This window comes from Parapedobacter tibetensis (genome assembly GCF_024704835.1).
Lineage (GTDB): Bacteria > Bacteroidota > Bacteroidia > Sphingobacteriales > Sphingobacteriaceae > Parapedobacter > Parapedobacter tibetensis.
This window is the reverse complement of record NZ_JAMXBE010000003.1, coordinates 404671-419714: the sequence shown is the minus strand read 5'-3', so window position 1 is coordinate 419714 and position 15044 is coordinate 404671. Positions and strand designations below refer to the sequence as shown.

Here is a 15044-nt window from a genome sequence, read left to right as displayed (position 1 = left end):
GCAATCGCAAATGGCTGTTCGGGGAAAACATATCCTTTTGGGTATCTGCGGCAGCATCGCCGCATACAAAGCAGCCTACCTAACTCGTTTATTGGTCAAGGCTGGCGCGAAGGTACAAATAGTGATGACACCAGATGCCACGCATTTCGTCACTCCGCTTACACTCTCCACGCTCTCTGGAAATCCGGTATTGGTAGATTATTTCAATGCCACTACTGGCGAATGGAATAATCATGTCCATCTTGCGTTAGAAGCGGATGCTATCGTCATGGCGCCGGCAAGCGCCAATACGTTGGCAAAATTTGCACATGGCCTCTGTGATAACCTGCTATGCGCAGTATACCTGTCGGCTAAGAGCCCTGTCTTCATCGCTCCAGCCATGGATTTGGACATGTGGGGGCATGGTACTACCCAATCCAATATCGCCCGTCTACAATCCTTTGGCAACCACGTCATCCCGCCAGGTAATGGCGATTTGGCTAGTGGGTTGAGTGGGGAAGGTCGCCTTGCCGAACCTGAAGAAATCCTTGATGCTTTGGAGGCTTATTTTACCAAGACCCTTCCATTGGCTGGTAAGAAAGCTTTGGTCACTGCAGGACCTACCTATGAAGCGATCGATCCAGTGCGTTATATCGGCAACCATTCCAGCGGCAAGATGGGCTACGCTCTTGCTTCGCAATTGCTCTTTTTGGGAGCTGAAGTAACGCTGGTGAGTGGTCCAACCGATTTGCCTGTTCCCATAAGGGCTGAATATGTTGCCGTCACCTCGGCTTCCGAAATGCTTAGCGCCTGCATGGCACACTTTGCTCAATCAGACATTACCATAATGAGCGCGGCTGTGGCTGATTATACCCCAAAAACAGTTGCCGACCAAAAGATTAAGAAAGAGCACGCGGCTCTTCGCATTGAATTAGTCAAAACCCCTGATATTTTGGCCGAATTGGGAAAACAAAAGCAACCGGGACAAATCCTCGTGGGCTTTGCCCTTGAAACTCAAGACGAGCAGGCCAATGCTATCTCCAAATTACACCGAAAAAATCTCGACTTCATCGTACTTAATTCCGTGCGTGATCATGGGGCTGGTTTTGCTGGAGATAGCAATAAAATCACCATTATTGACCAAAACAGCGACATTGAGGTGTTTGGTTTGAAACCCAAAATGGAAGTCGCCCGAGACATCTGCGTCCGTATCATGCGGTTACTGAAACTCCCTTAAATCTATTCTATAGCCTTTTCGCTCACCATAAGGCTTGATTGACGAATGTCTAACCGTGTGGGCAACAATACCGTTTCATGTTCTTCTTGCATATCCTTTCCGCTGATAAGGCCAATGATTTTCTCTGCGGCTAATCGGCCGATTTCAAAGGCCGGCTGGTACACGGTAGAAAGGGGAGGGGTAAGTACGTCTGCCAATTCGGTGTTGCAGAAGCCAATCAATGCGATATCCTGGGGAATACGGAAGCCCAATTGGTGAATTACGCTGAGGCTATGGGTGGATAGTTGGTCCGTTGCGGCAAAAAGTGCTTGCGGCGGATTAGGCAGCCCAAAAAGCGCCTGTATAGCGATCGCCGCGCTACCCATTAAAGCTTCCCTGTCGGATGGTTTGCATAGGTGTACAAACTCATCCCTATAAGCGATATTATTTCTTTCCAACGCATCAGCATAGCCCTCACTACGTTTCAAAGCGAAATGGGTGCCTGAACTGATATTGAGCATCGCTATGTGCCTATACCCATTGTCTATCAAGTGCTGTGTTGCTTGAAATGCCCCGTTACGGTTATCTATCCCGACCTGATACGACTCAACGTGTTCGTTGATGCGATCAAACAATACCACAGGCATTCCCGCATCCTTGAGATAAGTAAGGTGTTCGAAATCGATGGTCTCTGCCGAAGGAGAAATAAGGATTCCCTCCACCCCTCGGGCCTCTAGCTGCATAATACATGCTTTTTCCTGCGCCAAAGACTCCTTGCTCTGCATGATAATGATATCATATCCAGCCTTGGTACAGGCACCGTCGATGCCATCGAGCATCCGCGACACAAAACTGTTGTCTATTGAGCAGATGACTATCCCTATGGAACCACTTTTACCTTCTTTTAGGCTTTTTGCCATCCGATTAGGCAAATAATGGTTGGTCCTTGCGAAGTCCAATACCCGCTTTTTCGTTTCGTCACCAATCTCGTAACTGTCGCGTAGCGCTTTGGATACCGTGGAAACCGATAAATCTAACGCTTTCGCGATATCTCGTAATGTTAGATTGGGCATGATACAAACTAAATAAATGGATAAAGGTACACATTACTTACGTAATTATATTAATCTGGTTAAACATCCATAAGTATGGACAACCCACTACTCCGTCTTATAACGGTCATATTCTGGCAACGGCAATTCTTTCGTTTTCTGCTTCAGGGGTTAACCTTATCTTTGTGTAGTTGGTCCCTTCATTAAAAATGGGTTATGAATAAATATCTATTAAGAGGTTTGGTATACACCATGATCGGTTTGGCGCTATGTGCGTTCGGTTATTACCTGATGGAACAGGAAAACCTCCTATATAAATGGGCCATGATTGTTGGCGTAATCGTTTTTGGGATAGGCTTCTTGATGGTTATCTATGGCTTTATACGCAAAATCGAACGCCGAAGCATTGTCCATGAACGCAAAGAACGACAAATGAAAAAATGAACAGGTACGGTTCGAGCACGTTTATAAATGCGTTGCGCGGTATATGGGAGGCCTGCCGTAGCGAGTCGAATTTCAAAATCCACCTCGCTTCTGCCTTGGTGGTGGTCGTGCTGGGGTTATGGCTTGAGTTGTCTGCTTCCGACTGGCGTTGGGTAGTCTTATGCATAGCCCTGGTATTCATCTTGGAATTGCTGAATACAGCCATTGAAACTTTGGTGGACTTGGCTTCGCCAGCATACCATCCTTTGGCAAAAAAAGCTAAGGACATTGCTGCTGGGGCTGTTTTAGTTGCTGCTATCTTTGCCGTCATCGTGGGGGCAATTATTTTTGTTCCCAAATTCTGGGCGTCTTTTTTAGGATAATCATTTTACCGCATTTAACATGTTGCATAAGACCCGGGGCATCGTTTTGAAACAGACGAATTATTCTGAAAGCAGTGTTGTTGTACAGGTTTTCACGGAAAAATTTGGTCTGCAATCTTATATGGTCAACGGTGCACGGAAACCAAGGGCCAAAATAGGGACGACCATCTTGCAACCTTTGCATCTGCTTGATATGGTGGTGTACCACCGTGGAAATAGCTCCCTGCAACGCATCTCTGAAGCCCGTCAATTGCCACATTTTCAAACAATCCCCTATGATATCGTAAAAAGTACTGTCGTGATGTTCCTCAATGAAATGCTGTATAAATGCCTTCGGCAGCAATCAGCAGACGAGCCATTATTTAACTATGTATTCAATGCCATTTCATGGTTGGATACCCTAGAACGAATGCCTCCAAATTTTCATCTTTTTTTCCTGATGAGGCTCTCTCGGTTCCTTGGATTCAATCCAGGGTTGCCTAAACCCGGCCAGGTGTTTTTTGATTTGAAAGACGGTGTTTTCTGTCATGCTTTACCAGCACATACATTAGTTTTACAGAATCCACATGTCACCCATTTGGCCAATATTTTAGCCTGTTCCTTCAATAACCTAGATTCTCTACAGATATCCTTAGCTGATCGGCGCTTTTTACTCAGCAAAATTATCGATTTCTTCCGGCTTCATATCGATAACATAGGAGAAATAAGGTCGCATGAGGTGCTTGAAGAGGTGCTTGGATAATTTTTCTTTTTTGACTACTCGATGTGGATAAATTCGATAGTTTGATAGCCAACCTACAGACACCTCGTTAACAAAAGATGTTCCAGGCAAGAATTTTGTGCTGCTGCCGCCCAATAAGCCACAAACAAAAGCGTTCTCTGTTTGTTTTACATACTAGGCTTTTTCATTGATTAGGTAACAACCAACCCTTAATATCATGTGGCAAGAAGAAAAGAATACCCTTCATCAATCATTCACATTCGCTGATTTTTCTGAAGCATTTGCATTTATGCTCCAAGTGGCGTTATTGGCAGAGAAACATAACCACCACCCAACTTGGACCAACACCTGGAACAAAGTGGAAATCTGGTTATCAACACACGACGCTGGCAACATCGTGACCGAAAAAGACAGGAAACTTGCCCAAGCCATAGACAAGTTGAAGTAATGTTCCTGTATCTTTAGGAAAATGGCCTAGCGATACACAGTAACATAAAAAAAGCCGATTGTCAACTGGCTGTTGATAATCGGCTGGGAATACAATAAATATGTTTAACAAGGATAATCCTTAGATTACCTTAACATTTACCGCATTTAAACCTTTTTTGCCTTGTTCAACATCGTAAGAAACGTTGTCGTTTTCACGAATTCTGTCAATAAGGCCTGATGAGTGTACAAAAATTTCACTTTCACCAGAATTGGGTACGATAAAACCAAAACCTTTGGTTTCATTGAAGAATTTTACTACTCCTTCTGCCATTGTAATAGAAAATTAAAAAATAATGAAAAAACGAAGTTACAAATATTTATATAAACCTGTCAAAAATATCAACAAGAAAATATAATTCCTTTTAAAATTATCTTGTTTTAATGTTAAATTAGCCCATCATGCTCACATGGTTACCTATCACGAAATACCTGACCATTTACAAAAAGACTTCATTTGGATAGACGCTATCCCAATCATAGGAACCGTTTTTGACTTTTTCTTCAAGGCAAACAAGAAAAACATTCTGTTACTTCGAGCGTATTACTATCAGGGAAAACATCAAGGTAATGGAAATGATCTGCTCGCCATTATTCTCGGTGTTTTTTCTTATCTTGACATTTCTACTGCTTTTTCTGCTGTGGAAAGGTTTCATGTGGATCATCAGTTTAATGTAAGATTCCTTTCAATCAATTATTTTTTTGACAGGTTTTCCGTATAATTATCATTCTATATAAAAACTAGCTAAACACCATGGAACATCAAATAGCCTCCCTGGAAAAGTTGGAGGGAGAAAACAAACGGATAAGCAAACTTCCTTTCTCTATCCGCATATTGCTCGAAAATGTGTTGCGCAACCACGACGGTTTTGCCATCACAGATGAACACCTTGATACATTAATCAATTGGAATCCTGCCGGCACCGATAAGGAAGTACCTTTCAAGCCGGCCCGAGTACTGATGCAAGACTTTACTGGTGTACCAGCCGTGGTGGATATCGCTTCTATTCGAGCGGAAGTCGTTCGAAAAGGTGGGGATGGAAGCAAAATTAATCCGGCTATTCCCGTGGATTTGGTTATTGATCATTCGGTACAGGTCGATTTTTTTGGCACAAATTATTCCTATCAAAGCAACGTCGATTTGGAGTATGAACGCAATGCTGAGCGCTATGAATTGCTTAAATGGGGTCAGCAAGCATTGGATAATTTCACCGTTGTGCCTCCAGGCATGGGAATTTGCCACCAGGTAAATTTAGAATATTTAGCCAAGGGTGTAATCAAACGAGACGGATGGGCCTTTCCAGACACGTTGGTGGGCACGGATTCCCATACTCCCATGGTAAATGGCATTGGTGTCATCGCTTGGGGCGTAGGTGGGATAGAAGCTGAAGCCGCCATGCTAGGTCAACCGATTTATTTTACTTGTCCACAAGTGATTGGGTTGAAATTGACTGGAAAAATCCCTGCCGGATGTACGGCTACGGATATGGTGCTGTTTATCACCAAATTGCTGCGCGACTATGGTGTGGTAGGCAAATTCGTAGAGGTCTTCGGCGATGCTTTAGATCATTTAAGCGTAACAGATCGGGCCACCATATCCAACATGTCTCCAGAATTCGGTTGTACGGTTACCTATTTCCCAATAGATGGACGAACCCTGGAATATATGCGGCGCACCAATCGCTCGGAAGAACAAATCGCCTTAGTAGAGGAATATTGCAAGGAAAACCTATTATGGCGAACCGGTGAAGAAGAAATCATATATTCCGATGTAATTGAATTAAACCTGGATACCCTCGAACCCACGGTATCGGGTCCTAAACGCCCGCAGGATAAAATACTGGTAAGGGATTTTTCTGCACAATTTTCCCATCTCCTTGAAAAAGAATATCGTCGGAATTACCTGCCCATCAAAGACCGCCAAGAACAAGCCTGGCTATCAGAAGGCGGCTCTGGCAGTCAATTCACATACGAAGACAGACAAACAAACACGGAAATTGCTGTGGAAACCGATGATATTCGATCGGTAAGGATCAAGATAAAAAATAAGGAGTATGTGCTTAGCGATGGGAGCATTGCCATTGCTGCTATCACCAGCTGTACCAATACGTCAAATCCAACGGTAATGGTGGGTGCCGGATTAGTAGCTCGCAAGGCGGTTGCTAGGGGCCTACGTACCAAATCATGGGTGAAAACGAGCTTAGCTCCCGGTTCAAAGGTGGTAACCGAATACCTACAGCGTGCCAATCTCTTGGAGGATTTGGAAGCTTTGCGGTTCCATACCGTAGGATATGGTTGTACTTCCTGCATCGGCAATAGTGGTCCGCTACCGCCGCATATCGCTGAGGCTGTGGATAAAGGTGATTTGGTAGTGGCTTCCGTATTGTCCGGCAATCGTAATTTTGAAGCCCGTGTACACCCTCAGGTGAAAATGAATTTCCTGATGTCACCCATGTTGGTTGTTGTCTATGCTTTGGTTGGTCGGGTAGACGTCGATTTAATCAATGATCCGCTTGATTACGACCCGAATGGTAACCCCGTTTACCTCAGGGATATTTGGCCCTCACAGCAAGAAATTATTGACACCATCAATCAGTGTATGCGTATTGAAGATTTCAAAGACGTATATGATGTGATATTCGACGGCGAGGCGGATTGGAAGCAGCTAATCGCCCCAGAGGGGAAAAATTTCATCTGGAACGAACATTCCACTTATGTGCAGGAAGTGCCCTTCTTTAAAGACATAAGCGACGAACCTTTGCCAACGGAAGATATTAAAGATGCTAAAGTGTTATTGTTTTTAGGCGATTCCGTCACAACGGATCATATCTCTCCTGCCGGCTCCTTTAAATCCGATTCCGCCGCCGGGCAATACCTGATTTCGAAAGGCGTAGAAGCCAAGGACTTTAATTCATACGGTTCTCGAAGAGGCAACCATGAGGTGATGATGCGTGGCACCTTTGCCAATGTCCGCATCCGCAATAAGGTCACCGATAAAGAAGGCGGCTATACCACTTATTTCCCTACTGGCGAAACATTATCGGTATATGATGCCGCTATGGAATATGCTAAAAACGATACGCCTTTGATTATTTTGGCAGGAAAGGAATATGGCAGCGGTTCTTCACGGGATTGGGCTGCAAAAGGTGCTAATCTACTTGGTATCAAGGCCGTCATTGCCGAAAGTTTTGAGCGTATCCACCGGAGTAATTTAGTGGGCATGGGAATAATCCCGATGGAATTTCTGCAGGGTGAAAATCCAGAGACATTAGGTTTGGATGGTACGGAAACTTTTCATATATCTGGTGTTTCTGATAACCTCAAACCCCATAAGTTGCTTCATGTCATTGCGACGAAGGCCAACGGGGAAACCGTAGCTTTTGAATCCAAGGCTCGATTCGATTCGGACATAGAAATTGAGTATTACCGCCATCGCGGAATTTTACAGTATGTACTTAGGGGTTTCTTGAAAAAATAATTGTAAAAGAAGCTTTATTGTTTATTTTGCAACTTTTCTAGTTGGTTTCGGGCATATTCTTTCGTTTGCGCATCGCCATATTTTATGGTTTCTTCATAATACATTATAGCGTTTTCATTGTCGCCAATTTGCTCATATGCATATGCCAAATTACTGAGCACACTGGTGTTTGTTGGCTCATAGGAGGCCGCCTTAGCTAGATGCGTTATCCCTGATTCATAATCTTTACGGTATAAGGCCGTAATGGCCAAATTGGAAAGACTTGGAACATGCTGGGGATATGAAGCCAATACCCGATTAGCGATCGTATCCATATTTGGATGCAATGATTCATCCTGCCTATTATAAAGCATGACTATAAAATTATCTACATACTGTAATAGGAAATCCGATGCATCTACCAAAGGAGCATTGTTTTTCCATAGCCACACTTCTTTTACTGCGTCATTTGTGTCCAACAATTCCAGTAATTGCTCGGTATATTGGCTATAATTACCAATCTCACCAAGTAAAGCTATGTTAGCAAGCCACATATCCAATCTATTAGGAAATCTGGTTGTCCCGGTGTCAATGTTGGAAAAAGCTTGAGACAGCAATTCGTTTCGGATCAGGCTATCTGCTTCGGTTTCATAACGTTGCTTATAGAAATTGAAATAACCAATGTGCAAATCCGCATCTTTTGGCTTATTCTCCTGCCATTCCGATAAAATCTTCCGTTGGTTGATGGTATCTCGTTGATTGAGCGCTTCCTCAAACCGTTGGTTATAAGATTGACCGCTAGCAAATATCGGTAAAAATGCAAACAACCATAACATTATCGATGCGTTGTTCATGACGATTGGTATTGCTAAAACATAATTATAAAGGTATGTAATTTATTTAGTAATCAACACGTTCACAAGGAATGCAATTAGTTAAACGCATTCCATCCTTGAGCTTTGATGGGGTGTACCTTTCCAGATTTTGAAATAAGCTCACATCCGGCAGATACTTCGGTGATATGGCCAATGATGCTGATGTCAAGATGGTTCTTTATCTTATCATAATCATCCTGATTGACGGTAAAAAGCAGTTCGTAGTCTTCTCCACCATTCAACGCACAAATGGTTGGATCCAATCCGAAATCCTGGGCTGTACCATATGTCATCGGATCAATTGGAATTTTTTCCTCATAAAGCTTACAGCCTTTATCAGATGATCTACAAATATGCAGTATTTCTGAGGCCAATCCGTCAGATACGTCAATCATCGCCGTAGGTTTGACCCCTATGGATGCCAATAGCTCTATAATATCCTTGCGAGCTTCCGGCTTAAGCTGTCGTTCTACGATGTAATCCTTTCCTTCAAGGTCAGGCTGTATGTTTGGATTCTCCAAAAATATCTTCTTTTCCCGCTCTAGCAGCTGTAAACCAACATAAGCCCCACCTAGGTCGCCAGAAATGCAAATCAAATCTCCTTCCTGCGCACCATTCCGGTACACGATATCTTCCTCGCTAGCATAGCCTATGCTCGTAACACTGATAACCAGCCCTTGTGCCGATGTGGAAGTATCGCCCCCTATCAAATCAACGTTGAATTTTTTGCAAGCCAATAATACCCCAGCATATAATTCATCCACAGCTTCCAGCGGAAATTTACTTGACAATCCAATGGAAAACGTTATCTGCGAGGCCATTGCATTCATGGCATAGATATCACTCAGATTTACCTGCACAGCCTTATATCCTAAGTGTTTAAGTGGTACATAGCGCAAATCGAAATGGATACCTTCCAAAAGCAAATCTGTCGATATTAATGCTTTTTTTCCTGAAAAATCTAATACTGCGGCATCATCCCCTATACCTTTTACAGTAGATTTTTCTGTTAATTCCACCACCTTGGTAATACGGTCTATCAAACCGAATTCGCCCAAGCTTTCTAATCCTGTTTTTTCCTTGCTGTCAAACATCTTTTTTAAGATCAATAATAAACGAATAAGGATTAAAGACACATACTATCCTTGCTCCTTAATCCCTTCCATCCTTAGCTATTAATTACAGGCCCAGCCGCGCCGAAATTTCCAACATGCGCTCAATGGGCCGTTGAGCACGGGCAATCATATCCATGGGTAAATCCACTTCCGGAAGTTCATACTTCATGCAGTTATACAATTTCTCCAAGGTATTGAGCTTCATGTATGGGCAATCATTACAGGCGCAGGCATTATTGGGTGGTGCTGGAATAAATGTCTTCTGCGGATTGGCTTTCTGCATTTGGTGGATAATACCACTTTCGGTAGCCACAATAAATGTATCAGCAGGATTTCCTTTTGTATAATTAAGTAATCCAGAAGTAGATCCGATATAGTCTGCTACATCTAAAATCTCTTTTTCACATTCCGGATGGGCAATGAATTTGGCATCGGGGTGTTCAGCCCTCAACCTGGCTATCCGTTCTTGCGAAAAAATTTCATGAACCATGCAAGCTCCATTCCAAAGTACTAGGTCTCGGCCTGTTTTTTTCCGTACGTAATCACCTAAATTCTTATCCGGACCAAAAATAATCTGTTGATCTACCGGCAAGCTATCCACAATCTGAAGAGCATTGCTAGAAGTGCATACGATATCGCTCAACGCCTTAAGCTCCGCGGTGCAATTGACATACGTAATAACGATATGATTTGGATATTGCTCCTTGAACTTGGCAAAAAGATGGGGTGGACAGCTATCCGACAATGAGCAACCCGCCTTAAGATCTGGAAGCAATACTTTCTTGCTTGGTGACAATATTTTTGCTGTCTCTGCCATGAAATGCACACCAGCAAATACGATTACATCGGCCTCCGTCTTGGCTGCCTGTTGTGATAAGCCTAAGCTATCGCCTACATAATCCGCTATATCTTGTATTTCAGGCTCTTGATAATAATGAGCCAGCAAAACAGCGTTTTTTTCTATTTTAAGTCTGTTTATCTCCTCAACCAAATCCAATGTAGGATCTATTGGTTCATCGATAAAACCTTTTGCACTGAGTTCAGTTAGATAAGTCTCCATGTGGCACGCTTCCTTACATCTAAATTGATAATACAAAGGTAGCTAAACAAATTGATTTGATTTTCACATTTCAACAGACACAATAAGTAATAATAATATATTTATATATAATTTCTTATTGTTTGTTAAGGTGTTAGTTTTGTGAGAAACATGATGCTTTTTTATTTTGATTTGACGCTATTGGATATTTTTTAACATATTGTTAACATTAATTTAATCCGTTTATGCTGATTTTCAATAGCTTTATTTTTTTCGGAAATTGTTTTCCATATACTAATGTCTACTTTTTATTGCTTGATAATTGTTAATATTGTGAAGTTTTGTAGGGTGTTTTTATAGAAGTATTGTTCAAAAATAGATTGAAGATTGAAGATTAGTTATTTTTAATTTTTATCAACGGTTTGTGGACATGTTATTAACAAAGTTATATACGTATTGGTTCCCATTTCCTTTCCATTAGTTCATTAAGTTTATGCGTCAAGTTGATTTTTTGGTGATTGGTTCAGGTATAGCAGGCTTGAGTTTCGCGTTGAAGGCTGCAAGGCATGGTAAAGTGATGATTATCACAAAGGCAAATGAAGATGAATCCAATACAAAGTATGCACAAGGTGGGGTTGCTGTAGTTGTTGATAAATCAGATTCATTTGAAGAGCATATAACTGATACACTGGTCGCTGGAGATGGTTTATGCGATGTGAATATTGTGGAAAACGTTGTGAAGGAGGGACCACTCCGCATTCAGGAGATTATAGATTACGGTACGCATTTCGATAAAGACACAAATGGTGTCTACGATTTGGCAAAAGAGGGCGGACATTCGCAACATCGTGTTTTGCATTATAAGGATATCACTGGTTTTGAGATAGAGCGGACTTTGCTAAAGAAAGTGCATGAGAATCCTGATATAGAAATACTTACTCATTATTTTGCGGTTGATCTGATTACCCAACATCATTTAGGGGACTTTGTGGATAAAAGCACGGAAAATATTACTTGTTATGGTGTGTACGCATTTGATACGGTGGATAATCGTGTGGAGAAGGTACTAAGCAAGGTAACGGTGATGGCGTCAGGTGGTGCGGGGCATGTTTATTCCAGCACTACAAATCCGGTTATTGCTACAGGTGATGGTATTGCTATGGTCTACCGTGCAAAGGGTAAGGTACGCAATATGGAGTTCATTCAGTTCCATCCTACTGCGTTATATAATCCTGGTGAGTATCCGGCGTTTCTTATTTCAGAAGCAGTGCGGGGATTTGGTGGTTTGCTTAGGAGAAGGAATGGCGAAAGTTTCATGGAAGAGTATGATGAACGTGGATCTCTCGCACCGCGAGATATTGTAGCCAGGGCAATAGATTCGGAGATGAAAAAATCAGGAGATGAGTTTGTCTATCTGGATATTACCCATCGGGATAAAGAAGAGATTTTGAAGCATTTTCCAAATATTTATGCCAAGTGTTTATCTATCGGTATTGATATGTCAAGAGATTATATTCCAGTAACTCCATCAGCACATTATCTATGCGGTGGGATTATGGTCAATGAGAATGGGCGCTCTTCCATTCGTAATCTTTATGCATGTGGAGAGTGCGCTTCAACCGGACTTCATGGGGCTAATCGGTTGGCTTCCAATTCTTTATTGGAAGCAACAGTCTTTGCACATCGTATTTATGAAGATGTGGTTGAAAAAATTAGAAATATCGGTATTCCTGTTGGTATACCGGATTGGGATGATTCGGATACAACACTTTCCAATGAAGATATTTTGGTCACTCATAACCTTCGGGAAACGCAGAAAGTAATGAGTGATTATGTGGGTATTGTACGTTCAGATTTCAGGTTAGAACGCGCTATGCGTAGACTTGGATTACTATATGATGAAACAGAAAGTTTTTATAAGAATACGAAGCTTTCCGTGAAATTGTGCGAATTGCGGAATGTGATCCAAGTTGCTTATTTAGTTATTAAATCTGCCATGGCCCGCCGGGAAAGTCGGGGGCTACATTATACCACGGATTATCCTCACTATGCAGAAGAGTTGGTGGATACGGTTTTTTGATTTACTTACATTTATTGGTTATGGCGTTAATTCTTCCCGTTAAGGGCATTTATCCGGAAATTGCTGACGGTTGCTTTATCGCTGATAATGCCACAATTGTGGGTGAAGTAATATTGGGTGAAGGTTGCTCTGTTTGGTTTAACGCGGTATTGCGTGGAGATGTGAATAGCATAAAAATAGGAAGGTATACCAATATTCAAGATGGTGTGGTTATACATTGTACCTATGAGACTGCACCCACTGTTATAGGAGATTATGTAAGCATAGGGCACAATGCGTTGGTGCATGGATGTACCTTAACGAATAATGTGTTGATTGGGATGGGGGCGATTGTGATGGACCATGCGGTTGTGGAGGAATATGTCATCATTGCCGCTGGTGCTGTGGTGCTTGAGCAGACGGTCTGTGAGCGTGGGTATTTATACGCCGGTGTTCCCGCCAAGAAAATAAAACCGATTACGGCAGCGCAACGGAAAATGCTCGACGAATTGCCTCATCGTTATGTAATGTATTCCAGCTGGTTTTAGGAAAGTTATAGCGTCTGGGTAGTGTTATTTAGGTATGTCAATAGATTCTTCCTGCTCCCAATTGGCACGGATAATAAACGTTTTATCTAGGTACCAAATCCTTTCTGGATGTCGGCGTACAATCGCATCACCGGTATCCCATTTTCCGTTCTTATTTTCATCATAGATAATCCTTATTGTGTATTTTCCTCCTGGAAACTGACGTAACGGAATCGTTTTGGATTCCATTATTGGCACGCTTCGAAAGATGAAATCTTTCTTTTCATTGATTAGTTGTACTAAATATTGCTGGGTTGTATCGGGGACATTCATTTTTAAAAGGATATCCCCAAAGTTTTCTGTCTCATCCATTGTGAATGATTTGGTCACCTCCTTGTTCTTATCCCCAAAATGTCCGGAAAATGTCCCTTCTTCAAGTGTTAGCTCATAGTTCCGTTTTGGGCGCCAATTATACCGTATAATATATTTACGTTCGGTTGTTGTATCTTTTGCGATTTGGAAATTTGTCCTTGGTACGGAATCTTCTACAAGGATGATCTTGTTTCTATCTATCGATTGTACTGGAGATCCTGCAGTGAGTTCTATATGTTTGATTCGGTTTACCCGGTTTCCAGTAAGGTTATCTGTGATGATAAAGTCGCGATCATATTTGTCATTCCTGCCACGACGCATCGTTATGGAATCAAGATGATTGTTGCCGTCAAGGAATTGCACTTTCAGGGAGTCAAATGTCAATTCGCTTAGCCATACGGTAGCGGAGTCCCTTGTTTTATTATATTCGACGATTTTGCTTTCGTTAAGTTGTTGGGGATGTCGGATGACGATATTCGGGTTTTCCAACGGTTTGTTAAAAGCAAAGATTGCTTTTCCATTGGATTCTATTTTTCGGTCTAGTAAACGGAAATCCTTCGGAATGCCTTTGAATATCTCTAGGCGGATGCCCGCGGTATCCTTATCGAGGTGAATGGAATCGTTCAGGAACCCAATCAATTCCCCAGGAGCATTATATATACGATCATTATTTTCTTCCTTGAGTGCATAGATACGATAAGTATCTTCCCGGAGATTGCTTAGCCTGAAATTACCAGCGGTATCCGTTGAAGTAAAAATATTAGCCTTTCTTTTTCCGAATATGGAATCCTGACGAGTAGGAATGAGCATTACAGTTATTTCCTTCTCCCTTTCTTTTGTGAGTGCGTTTGTTACACTACCGGAAACAGATAATGAATCAATGACGTCGCCAGTGGAAAACACGTAACTATAATTAGGCAAAGGATTACCTTCGTTGAAATCAGTAAGTGCTTTTCCAAAATTAATTGTATACGTCGTATTTTCTTCAAGTGAATCGGGGACAATGATTTCGAGATTCTTCTTTTTTATTCTTGGATTTAGTGCCCGCTCAATATCAGGTGATACGCTGATTTCCTTAAATTGATTGGTGAGTTTGATGAACTCGTCAAATTCGATGACAATTTTTTCCGCATTAAAATTCCGCGTCAAATTCGGAGGAGTCTCTTTCAATATTTTTGGTGGAATGGAATCCTTTGGTCCCCCTGTTGGTTGCTGGATGCTCGCGCATTGCCAAGTGAGTAAAACAAGGGTTGTAAAAAAGAGCAAAACGAGGTGTTTTGGATTTAAGGCCTTTTTTAGGCGATTTGAGCGAGTTTTAATTTTTAATGAATTGTCCATCG

At 42.0% G+C, this 15044-nt stretch carries 15 protein-coding genes; 9 read left to right on the top strand and 6 right to left on the bottom strand.

Annotation, left to right across the window (positions count from 1 at the left end; translation table 11 throughout):
- The first annotated feature begins 10 nt into the window (after window positions 1-10).
- Complete coding sequence (gene coaBC, locus NF543_RS06875; protein WP_257667375.1) at window positions 11-1216, top strand: bifunctional phosphopantothenoylcysteine decarboxylase/phosphopantothenate--cysteine ligase CoaBC; 1206 nt, start codon at window positions 11-13, stop codon at window positions 1214-1216.
- Window positions 1217-1218: 2 nt separating this feature from the next.
- Here coaBC and NF543_RS06870 read toward each other — a convergent pair whose 3' ends face one another.
- The gene (locus tag NF543_RS06870) at window positions 1219-2268 is read right to left on the bottom strand and encodes a LacI family DNA-binding transcriptional regulator (RefSeq protein WP_257667374.1); all 1050 of its coding nucleotides are present in this window, start codon (window positions 2266-2268) and stop codon (window positions 1219-1221) included.
- Between the two features lie 195 nt (window positions 2269-2463).
- Here NF543_RS06870 and NF543_RS06865 point away from each other — a divergent pair, with 195 nt between their 5' ends.
- The 4 genes from NF543_RS06865 (at window position 2464) to NF543_RS06850 (ending at window position 4222) form a co-directional block, all read left to right on the top strand.
- Entirely contained in the window at window positions 2464-2691 is a 228-nt protein-coding gene (locus NF543_RS06865) for a signal peptidase (protein ID WP_257667373.1), read from the top strand.
- Window positions 2688-3053 carry a diacylglycerol kinase family protein gene (locus tag NF543_RS06860; protein WP_257667372.1) on the top strand — a complete coding sequence of 122 codons (366 nt, stop codon included), beginning with the start codon at window positions 2688-2690 and terminating at the stop codon, window positions 3051-3053. The genes NF543_RS06865 and NF543_RS06860 overlap by 4 nt, the downstream gene beginning before the upstream one ends.
- Before the next feature lie 19 nt (window positions 3054-3072).
- On the top strand, window positions 3073-3795 hold the full coding sequence (gene recO / locus NF543_RS06855) for a DNA repair protein RecO (RefSeq protein ID WP_257667371.1): 723 nt from the start codon (window positions 3073-3075) through the stop codon (window positions 3793-3795).
- 196 nt (window positions 3796-3991) lie between these two features.
- Window positions 3992-4222, top strand: a complete 231-nt coding sequence (locus NF543_RS06850) for a 4a-hydroxytetrahydrobiopterin dehydratase (protein WP_257667370.1) — start codon at window positions 3992-3994, stop codon at window positions 4220-4222.
- Between the two features lie 120 nt (window positions 4223-4342).
- On the opposite strand, the gene NF543_RS06845 is transcribed toward NF543_RS06850, so the two are convergent.
- Window positions 4343-4534 (bottom strand): cold-shock protein, encoded by a 192-nt coding sequence (locus NF543_RS06845; RefSeq protein ID WP_257667369.1) that lies wholly within the window; start codon window positions 4532-4534, stop codon window positions 4343-4345.
- A gap of 136 nt (window positions 4535-4670) precedes the next feature.
- Here NF543_RS06845 and NF543_RS25490 point away from each other — a divergent pair, with 136 nt between their 5' ends.
- Window positions 4671-4982, top strand: a complete 312-nt coding sequence (locus tag NF543_RS25490) for a DUF4112 domain-containing protein (RefSeq protein ID WP_373274995.1) — start codon at window positions 4671-4673, stop codon at window positions 4980-4982.
- Between the two features lie 32 nt (window positions 4983-5014).
- Window positions 5015-7738 carry an aconitate hydratase AcnA gene (gene acnA / locus NF543_RS06840; protein WP_257667368.1) on the top strand — a complete coding sequence of 908 codons (2724 nt, stop codon included), beginning with the start codon at window positions 5015-5017 and terminating at the stop codon, window positions 7736-7738.
- A gap of 14 nt (window positions 7739-7752) precedes the next feature.
- Here the strand turns inward: acnA and NF543_RS06835 are convergent, their stop codons facing one another.
- From NF543_RS06835 to nadA, 3 genes are all read right to left on the bottom strand, one after another.
- Window positions 7753-8571 (bottom strand): tetratricopeptide repeat protein, encoded by an 819-nt coding sequence (locus NF543_RS06835; RefSeq protein WP_257667367.1) that lies wholly within the window; start codon window positions 8569-8571, stop codon window positions 7753-7755.
- A 77-nt stretch (window positions 8572-8648) separates the two neighbouring features.
- Window positions 8649-9686 (bottom strand): thiamine-phosphate kinase, encoded by a 1038-nt coding sequence (gene thiL / locus NF543_RS06830; protein ID WP_257667366.1) that lies wholly within the window; start codon window positions 9684-9686, stop codon window positions 8649-8651.
- Window positions 9687-9771: 85 nt separating this feature from the next.
- Window positions 9772-10767 carry a quinolinate synthase NadA gene (gene nadA, locus NF543_RS06825; RefSeq protein WP_257667365.1) on the bottom strand — a complete coding sequence of 332 codons (996 nt, stop codon included), beginning with the start codon at window positions 10765-10767 and terminating at the stop codon, window positions 9772-9774.
- Between the two features lie 472 nt (window positions 10768-11239).
- On the opposite strand from nadA, the gene nadB reads away from it, so the two are divergent.
- Together nadB and NF543_RS06815 are read left to right on the top strand one after the other, a co-directional pair.
- Complete coding sequence (gene nadB, locus NF543_RS06820; protein ID WP_257667364.1) at window positions 11240-12826, top strand: L-aspartate oxidase; 1587 nt, start codon at window positions 11240-11242, stop codon at window positions 12824-12826.
- A 20-nt stretch (window positions 12827-12846) separates the two neighbouring features.
- Complete coding sequence (locus NF543_RS06815; RefSeq protein ID WP_257667363.1) at window positions 12847-13353, top strand: gamma carbonic anhydrase family protein; 507 nt, start codon at window positions 12847-12849, stop codon at window positions 13351-13353.
- A gap of 24 nt (window positions 13354-13377) precedes the next feature.
- Here NF543_RS06815 and NF543_RS06810 read toward each other — a convergent pair whose 3' ends face one another.
- Window positions 13378-14970 (bottom strand): Ig-like domain-containing protein, encoded by a 1593-nt coding sequence (locus NF543_RS06810; RefSeq protein WP_257667362.1) that lies wholly within the window; start codon window positions 14968-14970, stop codon window positions 13378-13380.
- Window positions 14971-15044 lie beyond the last annotated feature (74 nt).